This is a genomic window from Candidatus Nitrosotenuis cloacae (assembly GCF_000955905.1).
GTDB lineage: Archaea > Thermoproteota > Nitrososphaeria > Nitrososphaerales > Nitrosopumilaceae > Nitrosotenuis > Nitrosotenuis cloacae.
The window spans coordinates 188,134-205,118 of record NZ_CP011097.1 but is presented as its reverse complement, the minus strand read 5'-3'; the positions used below and the strand labels follow the sequence as shown (position 1 = coordinate 205,118).

The window sequence follows — 16,985 nt, the reverse complement described above, 5'->3', positions numbered from 1 at the left end:
TAAAGAGAGCTGACAGATGATCCTATGAAAGACCCCAATTACATGAGTGAGAAAACCACTCGAAACAGGCTTATTGATGTAGCTTTACGTGCCTCTGGGTGGACTAACATCGTTGATTTCGAAGAGGATAAAAATTACGATTTTACAGCAGTCAGAGAATACGTAACTGAAAATGGGCCAGCAGATTATGTACTCTTTCACAACGGTCGTGCCATTGCTGCTATTGAAGCAAAGAAACTCTCGCTTGGCCCACAAAATGTTTTGGTACAAGCTGAAAGATACTCAAAGGGTTTCAACAACGGGCCGTTTGATTTCAATGGTCATTGTTTGCCATTCGTTTATTCAACAAATGGAGAGGTGATCTGGTTTAGAGATCTCAGAAGAAAAAATAGTCGCTCATACAAGATTACCAAATTCCATACACCGCAAGCAATGGAAGAAATGCTTGCAAAAGATGTCGATGCATACGAATCATGGCTTGACAAAAATCCAGTCAACATTGAAAGACTTCGACCTTACCAAAAAGAAGCAATAGAGTCAATTGAAGATTCTCTCGCCACTAGTAAACGAAAAATGTTGCTTGCGATGGCCACTGGAACTGGGAAGACTTTTGTTGCGTCAGCTCTTATGTATCGCCTTCTGAAATCGGGATTTGCAAAACGGATTTTGTTTTTGGTTGACAGAAGAGCACTTGCTGCACAAGCAGTGGGTGCATTAGCTGCATTTACACCTGAACCGGGACTAAAGTTTGACAAAATCTATGAGGTGTATAGTCAAAGATTCAGGAAAGAGGATCTTGAAGAGGGTGAAAAGTACGATCCCAAAGTTTTACCAAAAGAGTATCTAGAAAACCCACAACCAAAACACACGTTTGTTTACGTTTGCACCATCCAGAGAATGAGAATCAATCTGTTTGGGAGGGAGGGAATGTTTGAGTGGGAAAAGGGAGACGGAGATGAGGAAGAAGATGCTGAAAAAATAGACATTCCGATACATGCATTTGATTGCATAATAGCGGATGAGTGTCACAGGGGCTACACATCTACTGAAGAAGGTAAATGGAGGCAGGTTTTAGACCATTTTGATGCTATCAAAGTTGGATTAACTGCAACTCCAGCAGCCCACACGAAAGCATACTTTGATGATGTGGTTTACAGATATACGATTGAAAGGGCCATAAGAGAAGGATTTCTTGTTGATTACGACATAGTTAGGGTAAAGTCAGATATTACTATGAAAGGATTCTTCCTGAAACCCGGAGAGGAAGTAAAGATAGTCGATCCTACGAGTGGTAGAGAAGCATTAGATGTATTGGAAGACGAAAGAGAGTACAATGCTACAGATTTAGAACGTAAAGCCACTGCTCCAGACAGAAACAAGAAGATTGTTGAAGAATTCGCAAAACACGCTCTTGAATTTGAAAAAGAGCATGGCAGATTTCCAAAAACTTTGTTTTTTGCCATAAACGACTTGCCACACGTATCTCATTCAGACATGCTGGTAAACATTTTACGAGATAAATTCAACAAAGGAGATGACTTTGTTCAGAAGATAACTGGTAGCGCTACGGTTGATAGGCCATTGCAAAGAATCAGAGAATTCAGAAACAGACCAGAGCCAGCAATTGTTGTGACAGTCGACATGTTGACAACAGGAGTCGATATACCCAAACTCGAAAACATTGTTTTTGTTCGACCAGTTAAATCTCGTATCTTATTTGAGCAGATGATGGGAAGAGGAACAAGGATTGCTGATGAAATTAACAAAACTCATTTCACCGTCTTTGATGCTGTAGGCGTTCTAGATTACTTCAAACAGGCAACAGACTTTACTGCTGATCCACCTGAAAAACCAACAAGAACGATCCGTGAAGTTGTAGATGCAATTTATGGAAATAGAGATAGAGCGTATAACACTAAATCTCTTGTGAGAAGACTCCAAAGAGTAGCAAAAAACGTCTCAGTTGAAGGAAGAGAAATGTTTGCACAGTTAATTCCAGATGGCGATATCGCTGCTTTTGCAGAGGAACTACCCATAAAATTGGATAAGGAATGGGCACAAACTATGAAAATTTTGAGAGATGGGAGTTTCCTCGACCTTATGGAGAACTATCCACGTGCAAAACAGCCATTCATTGTTGCAGAAACAAAGGAGGATGTTGCTGTATCTGAGTACATTTTCAGAGGTACAGATGGCACTGAATACAAACCAGCAGATTACATCATCACTTTCGAAAAGTTTGTTAGAAAAAATCCTGATAAGATTGAAGCATTGAAAATACTTCTTGAAAAGCCATCACAATTCACAACAAAGGAGTTATCCGATCTCAGAAAAAAACTCTCAAGTCGTCCAGAGAGATTTACCGAAGATAATCTGAGAAAAGCATATCACAGTGAGCTAGCAGACATAATTACCATCATAAGACACGCTGCTGAAGGCGATCCGTTGATGACTGCTGAAGAACATGTTGAAAGAGCATTAGTTGTAGTTACTAAAGGCAAAAAATTCACTCAAGAACAACAAAAATGGCTAACGCTAATCAGAGATCATCTAATTAAGAATCTCGTAATTGAGCAACAAGACTTCAATACAATTCCATTTTCAAGATATGGATCATGGAAGAAAGCGGATGTAGTATTTGAAGGGAAACTTCCAAAATTGTTAACAGAAATTAACACGGCGATGGTTCAATGTCGGATGTAGTAGGAAAACTCTGGGGATTCTGCAACACTCTCAGACATGATGGGATCAATTATGGGGATTACATCGAGCAGCTTACTTATCTTCTGTTTTTGAAACTTGCAGACGAAAAGGGATTATCTGTTCCAAAGGGATATGATTGGAATTCTCTGAAAAATGAATCTGGTACAGAACTATTAGATCATTATAATGATGTTCTTCGCACTCTGGCAAAACAGAAAGGAATTCTTGGAGAAATCTTTGCCGGATCCCTCTCGAAGTTTAGAGAACCTGTCAATCTGAAAAAACTAATCAACCTTATCGACGAGACAGAATGGGCAACAATCGATGTGGATTTGAAAGCACAAGCATACGAAGGACTTCTTCAGAAATTTGCATCTGAGCAGAAAGGAGCTGGACAGTACTTCACGCCTAGAGAGGCCATTCGTGCCGTTATCAGATGTATGAAACCAGACATACGCGAAAGTAAAGAATTCACCATTCACGACCCCGCTTCCGGCACCGCTGGATTCCTGATTGGTGCATACGAATGGATGATGAAGGAAACGAAAGAGGGTGCTGAACTAAGCAGAGAAGAAAGAGAACGACTTCTGAAAAGGACATTTTCTGGATCAGAAATAGTTCTTGAAACGAAACGTCTTGCTCTAATGAACCTCTATTTACACGAAATAGAAGCTGATATCTTTTTCATTGATTCGTTAACTGAGGGGCCTCATGCTGGAAAACGTTATGACTGCGTTCTGACAAATCCTCCATTTGGAACTAAGGGAGCTGGCGAAGTTCCAATACGTGAAGACTTCACAGTCAGAACATCAAACAAGCAACTTAACTTTGTTCAACATGTCATGCACATACTGAAACCCGGTGGAAGGGCAGCCATGGTGATTCCAGACAATGTATTGTTTGAGGAAAATGCAGGACGGGATGTAAGAAAACTATTGCTAACAGATTGTCAGTTGCACACAATTTTGAGACTGCCTATTGGAACATTTACTCCATATTCTCCGGGGGTAAAAGCAAACATCATTTTCTTCAGAAAGGGCTTACCGACGGAAGAAGTTTGGGTTTATGATCTAAGGACAAATATTGAGAAAGTAAACAAAAGTCATCCACTTACTTGTGATTACTTTAAAGACTTTGAGAAATGTTTCCATCAGAAGCCAAGGAAAGGGAGCGACAGATTCAAGAAAGTCACTAAATCCGAGATAGAGAAAAGGGATTACAATCTTGACATTTCTTGGTTGAAAGACAAATCACTAGAAGACTCTAGTAATTTGCCAGATCCGCAGGATTTAGCAAGTGAGGCTGTAACTCAATTAGAAACTGCGATGGATTCGTTGAACGAGTTAATTGTGAAACTTGGTAACGGGAATAACAAAATGTGATGAAATGAATACAATAAACACATTACCATCTAATTGGGCGTGGTCTAAGATTGATGAAATAACGTTCGTTAACCCCAAAAACGATTATTCTAATGTTAAATCTAACTTACCTGTTACTTTTGTTCCAATGGCAGCAGTTGATGATGTTAGTGGAAGTATTATGACGCCTGAAGTTATGAGTTTTGAGGAAGCGAGAAAAGGACATACTAAATTTCTTGAAAATGACGTTATTTTCGCTAGAATAACACCATGTATGGAAAATGGAAAAATTGCGATCGCACGTAATCTTAAAAATGGTTTTGGATTTGGTTCTACCGAATTTCACGTTATACGAGCAAAAGATGGAATTCTTCCTGACTACATATATCATTACGTTAGACAAGAGAAGTTCAGAAACTTTGCTGCCGGCTTTATGACGAGCACAGTTGGTCAATTGAGGGTCTCAAAGGATGTTATAGAAAATGCTGAAATTCCATTAGCACCAACAAAAGAACAAAAGCGCATCATCTCAAAAATTGAAGAACTTTTCAAAGAAAGCAAATCTGCACGTGAAGTCCTCGATAAAATTCCCACAATAGTGAAAAAATTGCGGCAGTCTATTTTGGCTTCTGCTTTCCGAGGGGAACTTGTATCACAAGATCCTAACGATGAACCAGCAGAAAAATTACTTGAAAAAATAAAACAGGAAAGACGAAGAAAATGGGAGGAAGAATTAAAGGCGAAAGGGAAAGATCCTAAGAAATTCAAGTATGAAGAACCACAATCAATCGAAACCGATGAACTGCCAGACTTGCCGAAAGATTGGGTTTGGACTAGTGTTGGTGAACTTTATGATATAATCGGTGGAGGCACACCATCGACAAAGGTTGAAAAATATTGGGAAGGAAACATTCCGTGGATTTCAAGTGCAGACATTTATGGTTTGTATGATATCCGACCCAGACGAAAAATTACCCATGAAGCCATTAAAAATTCTGCAACAAATTTGGTTCCATCTGGAAGCATAATTGTAGTGACGAGGGTAGGGTTAGGAAAAATTGCGTTCACTAAAACACCTATTTGTTTTAGTCAAGATTCCCAAGCGCTTGTTGGCAATAATTCTCTTATCGATCCTAATTATGCACTTTATTATTTATCAAAAACAGTACAAATTTTCAAGCATACTCATAGGGGTACAACAATTGCAGGAGTAACTAAAAAACAATTATCAGAGCTACCATTTCCATTACCACCAATTGATGAACAACAGCGAATATCAAGTAAAATTGCAGAACTGTACTCCTTTGCAGATCAAATCGAAAAATCAGTCGAAGAGGCAAAGAAACGGGCTGACAAAATAGACCAAGCAATTTTGGCAAAAGCTTTCCTAGGCGAATTAGTTCCGCAGGATCCCAACGACGAATCAGCATCAGTTCTTCTAGAGAGAATCAAAAAATCGAAAGAAGTAGAAGTTAAGAAAATTTCAAAGCGAAAAATAAGGATTTAAAACTTAAACTTCTTTTATTCACATGTCGTATGAAATAAAACGAGAACCCAAGATCCTAAAATGTCCATTCTGTGACAAAGGTCAGATAGAAGCAAGTTACACTCCGGCCCGTGTTGAAACTCAAATTGCTCGTGGGAGTGGAATGAATAAGACTACTCGTGTGTGGGTAGATGAACGCTATCAAGTAATCAAAGATTGTCCCAATTGCGGAAAAACTGCCAGTCAGATTGAAAAGTCGCTTTCAAAGGGAACTGAAGAATCGAAACCTCCTTCTAGGCAAGAAATTTTGAAACGATTGAAGGACGCTGGGTTACCTACGAAAGTTTAGAAAACTAATTTTTTGATTTGGGAATTGTCCAAACCTTCTTTGGGCTTTTGTAAGAATTGAATAGTCTACCACAAACACATTTGTATCGATAAACATCGACGGATGTTCCATATTTCCAAGTCTTGAGGGGCTTCTTTTGTTTAGAACCACAGAATGGACAAGTTATGTCAGAGTTCGTATTTTGTTGCCCCCCTTAACATCGTAATTTGTAATCATTGACGTATATTTGACCATATTCTGTTTCTAAACTTCAAATAATAAAAGTCTGTGATAAACTCCTATGGCAATCGAAATTCAAACCGAGACTTGGTATCTATTATGGGCCATTGTCATTGCTGTAATAGTTGGGCTAGCAATAGCGGTGCTAAAACTGCAACAAAAATACAAAGATGCAATTGGACAACTCAAAGAAAGAGGAAAACAATCACGACAACTTGGTATCAACGAGATAAAGGGCGGAATAAACCAGATCCTAGGAACCTTCTCACTGCTGAATGAATACGAGGAAATCATGCTGCTCGCGACAACTTCAGGAAATGCGTCGATGGATCTGATTGGAGTAAATCAAAACAGTCTTGATTTCATCGAGATCAAAACAAAAGGCTCTCCACTGACAAAAGGAGAAAAGAAAGTCAGAAGACTAATCCAAGAAAAAATGGTAAACTATAGGATAGTAGATGCAGATCTCCCAGTAGACTTCAAGATCGAGGAACGAACCACACAAAACAATCAGCAATAGGTTGTTTTGTCGTTTTTATCATCTCGTCCGTCTATAAAGCACATACTTTCCTATTTTCCGTGTTCTGAGCTTCTTTTCATCGGCAAGCTCTTTCAGATATTTTGCCAATGTTAGTCTGAAAATTCCCGACCGTTTTGATATTTCCGCCGTCGTAAGATCATCCGGGTGCGCCTCCTTCAAGACTTCAAAAATTTTCTTTTTTGCTTCCTCTCGTATGCTTCGCATGATCCAACCACTTCACAGATCGTTAATATCTAATCATTAAAGTATAAATCCTTTCACTGCCATATTCTATCTTAGCAGTTAACACCTAGTGTTAGCCAGCTACAAATGCGGTCTGTGAGTCAACAGTCCAACAGATTCTCAGACTAAGGAAACGGACACAAACGAGGGATTAGATGGATGCTGCACTACAGACGAAAAGACGACCAGAATCCAAGAAGCAAAAGCTCCTTTCAAATCCTGACATCAAAAGATGGCACGACAACATAGCAAGAGGCAGTCCAAACACGGCAGAAGTCAACATCAGGAAACTGAGCAAGTTCTGTGAAGACCACGAACTGACGCCAATGCAATTGATAGAACTCGGGATGAAAGACCCGAGAGCAGTCACTGATTTGATACAAGACCACATCACCATGATGGAAGAGCAGGGAAAAGCACCGCAGTACATCAGAGCGATAATAGTGGCGGTCAAATCGTGGCTACACCACTTCGACATCGAAATCAAGAGAAAAATCAAAATCGCAAATGTCGAAGCAACGCCGACGTTAGAAAACGAAAGAGTGCCGGAAGGAAACGAACTGACGGAACTGTTCAACCGAGCAGACCTTAGGCAGGGAGCGATAATGGCTCTCATTGGGAAAGCGGGGTTAAGACCGGAAGTGTTAGGAAATTACGACGCTACAGACGGTCTTATGATAAAAGACCTCCCAGACCTTGCAATAGTTCAGGGATTGGCGACTTTCACAAGAAGCCCGCCAAGAATCATTGTAAGGAAAACGTTGTCGAAAGCAGGACACGAATACTTCACTTTCCTGACAGATCTGGGGGCAAAGAGACTCCTTGCATATCTGAACGAAAGAATACTTCATGGAGAAGCACTTGCACCGGAATCGCCAATCATAGCACCAAGTTTTCTCAGCAGAAGACGAGGAAAAAACGAGGGAAAGAAGTTCGTCATAACTCCGATACTGTCAAGAGATGTCAGAGAAGCAATGAGGCCACGATTCAAGTGGAGGCCCTATGTGCTAAGGGCGTTCTTCGACACGGAACTGCTGATAGCAGAATCAAGAGGGAAGATTGCGCATGACTTCCGTGTTTTCTTCATGGGACACAAAGGTTCCATAGAAGCAAAATACACAACCAACAAGGGAATACTTCCAAAGACGTTGATGGAAGAAATGCGTGATGCCTTCAAGAGAAGCGAAGAGTTTCTCGATCTTGAAAAGACGGGAGAAGACCCGCTTGAAAAAGAAAAGGAAGAAGCAAGAGCGAAAATAGAATCGATGAGCCATGACGAAATCGCTAAAGTGCTAGAGTTCCTTAGGAACGGCAATACAAGCAGCGAGTCGTCACAGCAGATGATGCAGAGAAGCTCATCAACGAAGGATGGCAATACATCGGAACTTTGCCAAATGGAAAGGTCGTCGTCAAAATGTGCCCGGACATTACGTAAGAGCGGGTCTAGTGGTTCTCGGACTCCCGTAATGAGCGAGTCATGCGAAAAAAGAACTCGGACTAACATAATTAGCGGGTCTGGTGGGATTCGGACCCACGACATACGGATTTCTCCAAGTAATTTTAAGAGTCCGTCGCTCTACCTGGCTGAGCCACAGACCCACTGAGGGAAAAACAAGTATACCGTTATTTAATTGAGATGAAAAATTTAGTTTGAAGCTTTTGCTTCGATTTCGTTGTATTTGTCCAGAATTGCAGTCAAAACCGTTGAGACTGGGATGTTGTTCATCTTTTTCTTCTCGGCTAGTAGTTTTTGGTACGCATCAAGTGTGATGTATACTGGTATGGAGCCGTTTCCTTCGAGCAGTCCTCTAACCTTGAATAGAGCGCTCTCCATTCCTTTTTCAGCAGTCTTTGCAAACTTGACTTTGTTTAGAATTCCACCTAGTGGGCCAAATGGCATCTCATAGTTTACCGTCATTGTAACAGTGGTCAGTCGCTCTGTCTTTGGTGTAAATTCAGTTGTAATGTCCCATTTCTTGAATGGTCCTACAGTCATCTTTGCAGAGATTTTGCTTTCTTTGACAAATTCTGTTGTCTCACAGTCCCATTCCAACCTTTTTCCGCCAAAGTCACCGACAATTCGAAATGTTGTTCCAACACCCATACCGTCTTTGATATCCATTGGAATGACTGTCATCCCTACACCTTTGTCCGACATTTGGTCAGAGACATGCTCTGGTCTTGCAAAGTATGTAAAAACGGTGTCAACTGGAGCTTTGATATCGATTGATTTTCTTACTGTAGTCAACGTTGGGCCTTTTTCAAAGTCTGCATTTAAAGCTTTTGTCATTTTTCGAACAAAACCACTTTGCATTATATTGACCGGAGCGATCTGAATGTAGTGCATCAAAAGATCGCATTTTTTGCATTATTTGCATTGCTTATTTTCCCAATTATTCATCAGGCAAGTGGCCATGCATTGTTTAATTCTGCAGAGTCCACAATAGGTAATAACCGAGTCCAAGTAGCAACAGACCCAGAGTTTCCTCAGGCAGGCCAAAAGGCAAAGATTCGTATGCATGTAACAGATCGCGATCTGAATGACGTAAAACAGTTTGTAGTTGGAGTTAGGATCTTTTATGATGATATTCAAGTTGATGGTATTCCACCACAGTCAATTGATGGCGGGTATTGGGACTTTGATTATGCCTTTGACAAGCCAGGAAATCACGTATTTCGAGTAGATATCTATGGTGAAAACAACAAAGCAATCACTCACACATTCAACATGAGTACGCAGAGCCCATTTGGCTACATCTTCTTTTATGTGATAATGTCAGGTGCTATTGGCGCTGCCGTGATATTTGGCTACATCTATTTGCCAAAGCGAATCAAGAGACACTAGGCTTTTGCAATTATTGCTGCTTTTGCCATCCTAAATGCAAACAGCACAGTTAGTAAAGTCATTGCAAAGAGCAAAATTCCAATTCCAAGATGTATTGCAACCAATACAGCATGCAATTTTGCCTCAATCACCAGCGCACCAAGTGTAATTTGCGTTACAACAAATACTGATGCCAGTGTGGAGGTAACCTTGATTTTTCCATGAGAGTTTTTGTTTAGCCAAACTCCAACGGTCGTTGCAACTATTAGGATACCAGTGGTTGCAGCAATGAATCGATGAGTCCACTCTATTAGAAATTCATTGTCTGGGAGCAGTCCGTTTGGGCATAGAGGCCAGTCAGGGCATGATAATCCAAGGCCTGATGCAGATACATATCCACCAATGAACATCAGAGAATACAAGACAATGAGCGATGCTAGCGCAAGATATTGTAGTCGCAAAATTATTCTACTATGAAACTGCCTTTCATTCCAAGCGCTGCGTGTCCTGGAACTGTACAAATGTAATTGTATGATCCCGGTGCACCTGCAGTAAATGTTACTTCTTTTGCTTCTTTTGGCTTGATTGGGTTGTTCATTGAACCTATTGCAGAATTAAACACTATGCTACTAACGTCATCTGGGTTTGATACAACACCAAAGGAGTGGAATGATATGCCGTTGTTTGCTGACTTTATGGTAACGGTATCACCAGACTTTACCTTAATTTCTGGGTTGTGTCCCTCTTCTCCAGTCAATGCGTTAAACGCCAGTTGTTTAAAATCAGATGATTCTACAAAGTTTAGATCAAATGTGTGGCTTATTCCAGTTGGAGCTGCCGCAGTTGGTGCTGCACCTTTTGGCCCAACTATAATCTCTCCAACCATGCCCATTTCTCTGTGTCCTGGAACTGTACAAATGTAGTAGAAAGTGCCCTCACTTGTTGGTATGAATGCAGATGATCCGCTTTGACCAGGCTTTAGCGGGCTATTTGCGCTTGCTACCTCAGTTCCTGCAAGTACATCACCAAAGCCTTCTTTTGCTGGTGTGACGCCAAACGCATGGAATGATTTGCCGTTGTTTGCTATTGCGAACTCTACTTTATCCCCTACGCTTGCCTGAATCGTAGGATTGTGGCCTTCCTCTCCTGGTAATGCATTAAATGATAATTGTTTAAAGTCAGATGACTCAATAAAGTTTAGTGTGACTGGAATTGTCTTACCGGTTGCAACTGCTGGTCCTTCTTTGTGTCCTCCCGCCACGACTTGGTTTCCTGGAGGCATTGATATCCAATAGTCCCAGAATGTGAAAAACAAAATTCCGCCAGCAATACAAACGCCGCACATGATTGCCATCATTTTTGCGGTTCTTGCCGGGCTTGTCCTGTAGATTGGTGCTTCGTGTGACATGGTATTATCCTAATGGTGTGGTGTCTTTGCCTGATGTGGGAAGTAGTATTTGCCGCCTAGTGCCCATGGATCATCCATGTTTGCTTCCTTGCCTTTGGCTGAGCTGTATATCATGTTGAAAATCCATAGCGCCATGCTGACGCCAATTATCATTGCACCAACTGATGCGATTTGGTTCATTATGATGTATTCCGGTAATGGTATGTAATCGAAAACTCTTCTTGGCATGCCGTATAATCCAAGTACGTGTTGTGTGAAAAAGACCATGACAGTTCCTGCCATCGACATGATAAAGTGAATCTTGCCCATGGTTTCATTGTACATTCTTCCTGTGATGAATGGGAACATGTAGTATAGGAAGCCAATAGAGCCAAATGCAATTGTTCCCATCACAAATAAGTGAAAGTGTCCAACTACCCAGTACGAGTCGTGTGTGATAAAGTCAAATGGCATTGCCGCATTTGCTACACCGCCGGCTCCTGCTGAGAAGAACAAAGCGATTCCTCCTACTGCCCACATCATTGGTGTTGCAAATCGAATTCTTGCACCCCACATTGTGGCTACAAAGTTGAATACGTGCATTGCGGATGCCGGAACTGCGGCCAGTGTTCCAATCATGAATACTGTTTTTTCTGTAAATGACATGCCTGTTGCATACATGTGGTGAGCCCATGAAGAGAATCCAACTATTGCCAGCATCACAAACGCAAAGATGCCGGAGCTTTGGCTAAATATTGGCCTTCTTGAGAATCTAGGGATTATCTCATACATCATTCCAATTGCTGGAATTACCAGAACATACACCTCAGGATGGAACGTAAACCAGAACAAGTGTTGGTATGCTATCGGGTCACCGCCTTTTGATGGATCAAAGAATCCAGATACGCCAAGTCTGTCAGTTAGCAACATTACGAGTGCGGCAGCAAATGTAGGAACTGCTACTATAATAATCAGAGATGAGCTCAAAAACGACCAAGCCAGTAATGGTACCTTGCTTAGTGGCAAGTCCGGGTGTTTGCATTTGAGTATCGTAACTATAAAGTTGATTGCTCCTAAAATCGAGGACACTCCCAATATCTTTTGGGCAAATATCCACATGTCGGCTGCTGGTCCTGGAGAGCGGATCGCAGAGTATGGCGGTGTTGCGTACCAAGTAAAGTCAGCAAATCCAAGCCAGATTAGTGCGCCTGCTGGCGGAATCATCCAGAATGCAACTGCATTTAGTTTTGGATATGCCATGTCTTTGTATCGGACCATGATTGGAACAAAATAGTTGCCAACTGCAGATGCAAACGGTAAGAGGAACAAAAAGATCAGAGTCGTTCCATGAACGGTAAACATTCGATTAAACGTCATTGAGTCAGCGATAATCTGGCTTCCAGGCAAGAACAGTTCTGCCCTGATTCCTAGTGCCAGTGCACCGCCCAAGAAGAAGAATGTTAGTGAAGTGATTGTATACAATAATCCGACATCTGTGTGGTGAGTCGAGAACATTATCTGCCAGATTGGTCGCGGTTTTGCTAGTTCTAGGACCATTTAGTTTTCCACCTGTGTTTGTTTTATTAAGTTATCAATGTTCATTTTATTCCTCCACGTATAGTGTGGCCCTCATGTTATAGTGTAATAGTCCGCAGTATTCTCTGCACTGGATGGTAAATTCTCCTGCCTTGTCTGGTGCAAACCAAACTGTGTTGATTCTGCCTACTATGGCATCCTGTAATACTACATAGTCATGAATGTTGAATGCGTGGTTGACATCTTTGGCAGTTACCTCAAATTTGTATGGTTTGCCTTTTTTGACATGTAATTCCCCTACCTCTTTGGTTCCATCTTCATGCTCAAATGTCCAAAACCACTGCTGACCTACCACTTTGATTACCTCGGCTTCTGCAGGAACATGCTCTACAATTCTCTCCACATTCCATGCTTCCGCCCCAACATAAGCCAGCAAGCAAATCACAACGCCGATGTAAATCCATTCAGGCCAATTAGAGTGTCCGCTCATTTACCATTCGCCCTTTTCTTCGTATTTTGTGGGCTTGGCCTTTGGATGGGACTCTCTGAATCGCCACACTACCCAGATTAAAGTGCCAGATACTACAGCTCCAACGGTAAATGCTATTGTCATCATCTTGAAAAAGAGATTCCAGATCTCTACTTTGCGGTTAATGTAATCGCCGGCTTCGGTTGCCTCACCAAAGACCAATTGTAATGTTGGTAAAATAACTAAAACAGTCAAAATTGACATTAATACAATTGCCCTAGCCATGACCGATTACAGCTCGTGGTCTGCAAATTCTATTTAAGGCTTTTGCAGATTATTAGAAAGGTCCTTGGTTGTATCGATCAGAGTTCATTGCATTGATTGCAGACAAGGAAAACTTTCCTTGCTCTTCTCGAATTATTGTCAGTGAAGCATTTGCAATTATCAGCTCAAAGAGGGATCGAGCGTTTAGATTTAGGACATTTGATATCATTGCTTTGATTGGATCCATGTGGGTTACTAGCAGGACGTTTTTGCCAGAGTGCTCCTTTTTGACGTGATCCACCATACCCAAGACTCTTTTTTTGACCTGATCAAAGGTTTCCACTCCGTTTTCCTCAATAGTAGGATCGCCTTGGTAAAATTTCAGAAATACATTTCCGTGTTTTGCAAACAGATCATCATATGCCATGCCAGAGAACTTGCCCATTTCCAGCTCGTATAATCTTTCATCTATGGTGGTAGGCAATCCAACATGACTGCCGACTATTTCCGCTGTCTTGTGAGCCCGCTCAATTGGGCTTGCGTAAATGTGTGAAATGTCAAGTGACTTTAGGAATTTGCCAATTTCAATTGCCTGATTGACTCCTTTTTCTGTTAATGGAACATCTGGAGATCTTCCTGCCAAGACTCGTGATGTGTTATTTTTTGCTTGGCCATGGCGCAAGAATATGATCAATCCCATGAATTTTTAAAATTTCAAATAAAGATAATAATAACATTGCCTGCCGTGATATAATTGAAAATAGGGATTATTGGTGGTACTGGCGGCATGGGCAAAGGCTTTGCTCTGCGGTGGTGCAAAAATCACGAAATCTTGATCGGCTCAAGAGATACACAAAGAGCATCAGACGCAGCCAACGAGTATTTACAAACAGCAAAACAGGCATTTGGAAACATAAATGGAACAATATCGGGCACAGACAATGATTCGGTTGCGACTCAAAGCGATGTTTTGATTTTATCAATACCATATGAGAACATCGACTCGGTGTGTTCTGGCCTTTTGGGAAAAATAAAAGACAGCTGCACAGTCATATCACCAATCGTGCCAATGACAAAGACAGACATTGGGTTTGAGTTCATCCCTCTTAAGGAGAACAAACCATTCTCACACCAAATGGTTCAAAAACACATGAAAAACAAAAACAAGCTAGTCTCTGCGTTTCATGTGATATCGGAAAAAAAGCTAGTCGATCCTACGTTTACTCTGGATTATGATATTTTTGTGTGCGGAGACGACAAGGAGTCCATTGATGTTGTAAATAGCATGATTGGGGAGATTAGTGGCCTCAGGCCAATATTTCTGGGCTCTGGCGCATTGGCATATCTGGCAGAAATATCAACCCCGCTGTTGCTCAATGCCATGATAAAGAACAAGATGAAAAACCCCGGAATAAAAATTCTCTAAATGAGTGAATATCATCCGCGTCGAGGCAGAAACTGGTATTCTGCGATGGGCGTATTGTTTGTTGTAGTTGGCGCAATCGTAATTGTACAGAACCTGTTAATTTGGGGCCCGGAATTCGTCTTGGATTTTATGACAAATGCAGAAATTACAAATGAAAAGATTTCACTTGGAATGTTTGCATTTGGAGGATTTATGATACTATTAGGGTTTAAAAAAAAATATGCATAAAGTTCGATTCCTAAAAAAGCAAAAAATTCTACATTTAGCTACAATAGACAGTAAGGGTATGCCACATCTAGTCCCAGTGTGGTACAAGTACATCGGAAAAAAATTCTATATCGGTACAAACACCAAAACTAGCAAGGCAAAAAACATTGCAAAAAACAACAAGATTTGTTTTTGTGTGGATGCTGGAGTTTGGTCACCAATTGATGGTATGATGGGCACAGGCAGGGCAAAACTAATCAGAGACAATTACAAGGTCAAAAAAATTGCAGGTCAAATCTTGCTTCGTTATTTCAAGACATTAAAAGGAAAATCAGCAAAACAATTATTGGATCAGACGAATTGTGTAATAGAGATCACACCACTAAAGGTCACAAGCTGGCACTATTGACAAAATCTTTCGATTTCGTTTAGAGCAAAGTCCAACGTATTCAGATCAGGCAAAAACACTATTCGAAAATATCCGCTCCCATATTGTGTTCCAAACCCAGATCCATGAACGGTCAGCACGCCAGTTTCCCTTAGTAATTCCATTACAAATTCCTGATCAGTCTTGTATGGATTGGTTTCTATTTTTGGAAAGGCATAGAATGCGCCCTTTGGGTTTGAACATGACAATCCCGGAATAGAATTTAGTCGTTTTACTACAAAGTCCCGCCTCTTTTTGAGCTCGGACACAAATTCAGAGACATAACCCTGTGAGCCGCGCAATGACTCTAGTGCAGCATATTGGACCGGCAGATTAGTAGAGATTCTTACACGAGCAAGTTTGGGCAGATTCTCGCGTATCGGTACAAGTTTTGGCGAATTATTAAACGCAATATAGCCAATTCTCCAGCCAGACATGAGATGAACCTTTGAGAATCCATTTAACAGTATAATTGGTGAATCCCCAGATACCTTGCCGATTCCTGTAAATTTCTCATCAAATACGATTTGGTCGTATATCTCATCACAGATTATGTACAGATCATGTTGATTTGCGATGTCGACTAATTCCTTTAATGATTTTTCAGAAAATACCGCGCCTGTCGGATTGTTTGGAGAAATAAGACATATTGCGACTGTTTTTGGTGTAATCTTTGATTTGATATCATCAATGTCTGGTGTGGAATTTTTGAGATCCACTGCGAATTCTACTGGTTTGCCTCCATGTAACCTGACATATGATGCGTATGGTGGATAATATGGTCCTGGGAGCAACACCTCGTCTCCTTCCTCTACAATAGACGACATTACCATGTCTAGAGCTTCCGAGACTCCATTTGTTACCAAAATATCATCAGCAGATACCGACAATCCCTTTGACTTTTCTTTTAGTGAGATTGCCTCTCGAAGCTCAGGCAAACCTTCGGATTGTGCGTAATAGTTGTTGCCTTCCCGGATGGATTTGATCATTGCATCCTTGACATTTGTTGGTGGTTGGAATCCATATTGTACCGGGTCTCCGATATTGAGATACGTGATTTTTTTTCCCTGTTTTTCGACTTGGCGTGCAGCAGTTACGATATCTCGTATTGCATATTCTACTCCAGCTACTTTTTTTGAGACTTTCATGGGCAGCTAGACAGATATTTAGCCCTGTTAAAGGGCTTTTGGACTCGTAGCACAGTCTGGATAGTGCGGGCGGCTTCGGACCGCCAGGTCGAGGGATCGAAGCCCTCCGAGCCCTGAATTATTTTTTGTAAATATGATGATTAACTATATTAGAACAATTTTGGTATCATACCATATGCCCGGAATAGGCCTGATGAAAAAAAGACTAGAGACTGAAAAACAAGCCATCATACTAGCAGTATCTGGAATCATAAAGCAATACAACATACCGCAAGAAAGCATCAAGACGCTAGAAACAAAATATGATGACGAATCTGGTGATTGGTATGTTGCTCTAGGATTTGCAGAAAAACGAGCCATCGTCAGACTGGACTCGGTTCATGCAACCATTATAGAGATTAACGAAATTTAGTTAA

18 protein-coding genes and 2 tRNA genes are annotated in these 16,985 nt (G+C 41.1%); 10 read left to right on the top strand and 10 right to left on the bottom strand.

Features of this window, described 5'->3' with window-relative positions:
* Positions 1-24 precede the first annotated feature (24 nt).
* From SU86_RS01020 to SU86_RS01000, 4 genes are all read left to right on the top strand, one after another.
* Positions 25-2,703 carry a type I restriction endonuclease subunit R gene (locus SU86_RS01020; RefSeq protein WP_236687725.1) on the top strand — a complete coding sequence of 893 codons (2,679 nt, stop codon included), beginning with the start codon at positions 25-27 and terminating at the stop codon, positions 2,701-2,703.
* The gene (locus tag SU86_RS01015; RefSeq protein WP_048186882.1) at positions 2,691-4,085 is read left to right on the top strand and encodes a type I restriction-modification system subunit M; all 1,395 of its coding nucleotides are present in this window, start codon (positions 2,691-2,693) and stop codon (positions 4,083-4,085) included. Before SU86_RS01020 ends, SU86_RS01015 begins: the two co-directional genes overlap by 13 nt.
* Before the next feature lie 4 nt (positions 4,086-4,089).
* The gene (locus SU86_RS09310) at positions 4,090-5,571 is read left to right on the top strand and encodes a restriction endonuclease subunit S (protein ID WP_148550699.1); all 1,482 of its coding nucleotides are present in this window, start codon (positions 4,090-4,092) and stop codon (positions 5,569-5,571) included.
* A gap of 608 nt (positions 5,572-6,179) precedes the next feature.
* Positions 6,180-6,638 (top strand): hypothetical protein, encoded by a 459-nt coding sequence (locus SU86_RS01000; protein ID WP_048186880.1) that lies wholly within the window; start codon positions 6,180-6,182, stop codon positions 6,636-6,638.
* A gap of 18 nt (positions 6,639-6,656) precedes the next feature.
* Here SU86_RS01000 and SU86_RS00995 read toward each other — a convergent pair whose 3' ends face one another.
* The 3 genes from SU86_RS00995 to SU86_RS00985 all read right to left on the bottom strand — a co-directional run bounded on the left by SU86_RS00995 (position 6,657) and on the right by SU86_RS00985 (position 9,129).
* Complete coding sequence (locus tag SU86_RS00995) at positions 6,657-6,863, bottom strand: hypothetical protein (RefSeq protein WP_048186879.1); 207 nt, start codon at positions 6,861-6,863, stop codon at positions 6,657-6,659.
* Between the two features lie 1,528 nt (positions 6,864-8,391).
* A tRNA-Lys gene (locus SU86_RS00990) sits at positions 8,392-8,480 on the bottom strand.
* 46 nt (positions 8,481-8,526) lie between these two features.
* Positions 8,527-9,129: an SRPBCC family protein gene (locus SU86_RS00985; RefSeq protein ID WP_048188999.1), complete on the bottom strand. Its 603-nt coding sequence runs from the start codon at positions 9,127-9,129 to the stop codon at positions 8,527-8,529.
* A 93-nt stretch (positions 9,130-9,222) separates the two neighbouring features.
* Here SU86_RS00985 and SU86_RS00980 point away from each other — a divergent pair, with 93 nt between their 5' ends.
* Positions 9,223-9,726, top strand: a complete 504-nt coding sequence (locus tag SU86_RS00980) for a hypothetical protein (protein WP_236687723.1) — start codon at positions 9,223-9,225, stop codon at positions 9,724-9,726.
* Here SU86_RS00980 and SU86_RS00975 read toward each other — a convergent pair.
* Genes SU86_RS00975 through SU86_RS00950 form a run of 6 tightly spaced genes read right to left on the bottom strand, consistent with a single transcriptional unit; the run spans position 9,723 to position 14,043 of the window.
* Positions 9,723-10,166 carry a COX15/CtaA family protein gene (locus tag SU86_RS00975; RefSeq protein ID WP_048186878.1) on the bottom strand — a complete coding sequence of 148 codons (444 nt, stop codon included), beginning with the start codon at positions 10,164-10,166 and terminating at the stop codon, positions 9,723-9,725. The genes SU86_RS00980 and SU86_RS00975 overlap by 4 nt on opposite strands.
* 2 nt (positions 10,167-10,168) lie before the next feature.
* Positions 10,169-11,113 carry a plastocyanin/azurin family copper-binding protein gene (locus tag SU86_RS00970; RefSeq protein WP_048186877.1) on the bottom strand — a complete coding sequence of 315 codons (945 nt, stop codon included), beginning with the start codon at positions 11,111-11,113 and terminating at the stop codon, positions 10,169-10,171.
* Positions 11,114-11,122: 9 nt separating this feature from the next.
* Positions 11,123-12,649 carry a cytochrome c oxidase subunit I gene (locus SU86_RS00965; protein WP_048186876.1) on the bottom strand — a complete coding sequence of 509 codons (1,527 nt, stop codon included), beginning with the start codon at positions 12,647-12,649 and terminating at the stop codon, positions 11,123-11,125.
* A 46-nt stretch (positions 12,650-12,695) separates the two neighbouring features.
* Complete coding sequence (locus SU86_RS00960) at positions 12,696-13,118, bottom strand: cupredoxin domain-containing protein (RefSeq protein ID WP_048186875.1); 423 nt, start codon at positions 13,116-13,118, stop codon at positions 12,696-12,698.
* Positions 13,119-13,382 carry a cytochrome c oxidase subunit II gene (locus SU86_RS00955; RefSeq protein ID WP_048186874.1) on the bottom strand — a complete coding sequence of 88 codons (264 nt, stop codon included), beginning with the start codon at positions 13,380-13,382 and terminating at the stop codon, positions 13,119-13,121.
* Between the two features lie 52 nt (positions 13,383-13,434).
* Positions 13,435-14,043 (bottom strand): histidine phosphatase family protein, encoded by a 609-nt coding sequence (locus tag SU86_RS00950; protein WP_236687722.1) that lies wholly within the window; start codon positions 14,041-14,043, stop codon positions 13,435-13,437.
* A 72-nt stretch (positions 14,044-14,115) separates the two neighbouring features.
* Between SU86_RS00950 and npdG the strand changes: the two genes are divergently transcribed.
* From npdG to SU86_RS00935, 3 genes are read left to right on the top strand one after another with little or no spacing between them, the layout of a single operon-like run.
* Positions 14,116-14,787 (top strand): NADPH-dependent F420 reductase, encoded by a 672-nt coding sequence (npdG, locus tag SU86_RS00945; RefSeq protein ID WP_048186872.1) that lies wholly within the window; start codon positions 14,116-14,118, stop codon positions 14,785-14,787.
* Positions 14,788-15,015, top strand: a complete 228-nt coding sequence (locus SU86_RS00940) for a hypothetical protein (protein WP_048186871.1) — start codon at positions 14,788-14,790, stop codon at positions 15,013-15,015. It begins immediately after the preceding gene.
* Complete coding sequence (locus SU86_RS00935; RefSeq protein WP_048186870.1) at positions 15,008-15,403, top strand: pyridoxamine 5'-phosphate oxidase family protein; 396 nt, start codon at positions 15,008-15,010, stop codon at positions 15,401-15,403. Before SU86_RS00940 ends, SU86_RS00935 begins: the two co-directional genes overlap by 8 nt.
* Here the strand turns inward: SU86_RS00935 and SU86_RS00930 are convergent.
* Positions 15,397-16,569, bottom strand: coding sequence for an aminotransferase class I/II-fold pyridoxal phosphate-dependent enzyme (locus SU86_RS00930; protein ID WP_048186869.1), 1,173 nt, complete (start codon positions 16,567-16,569; stop codon positions 15,397-15,399). The genes SU86_RS00935 and SU86_RS00930 overlap by 7 nt on opposite strands.
* Positions 16,570-16,609: 40 nt before the next feature.
* Here SU86_RS00930 and SU86_RS00925 point away from each other — a divergent pair.
* Positions 16,610-16,684, top strand: a tRNA-Arg gene (locus tag SU86_RS00925).
* Positions 16,685-16,744: 60 nt separating this feature from the next.
* Positions 16,745-16,981: a hypothetical protein gene (locus SU86_RS00920; protein WP_048186868.1), complete on the top strand. Its 237-nt coding sequence runs from the start codon at positions 16,745-16,747 to the stop codon at positions 16,979-16,981.
* Positions 16,982-16,985 lie beyond the last annotated feature (4 nt).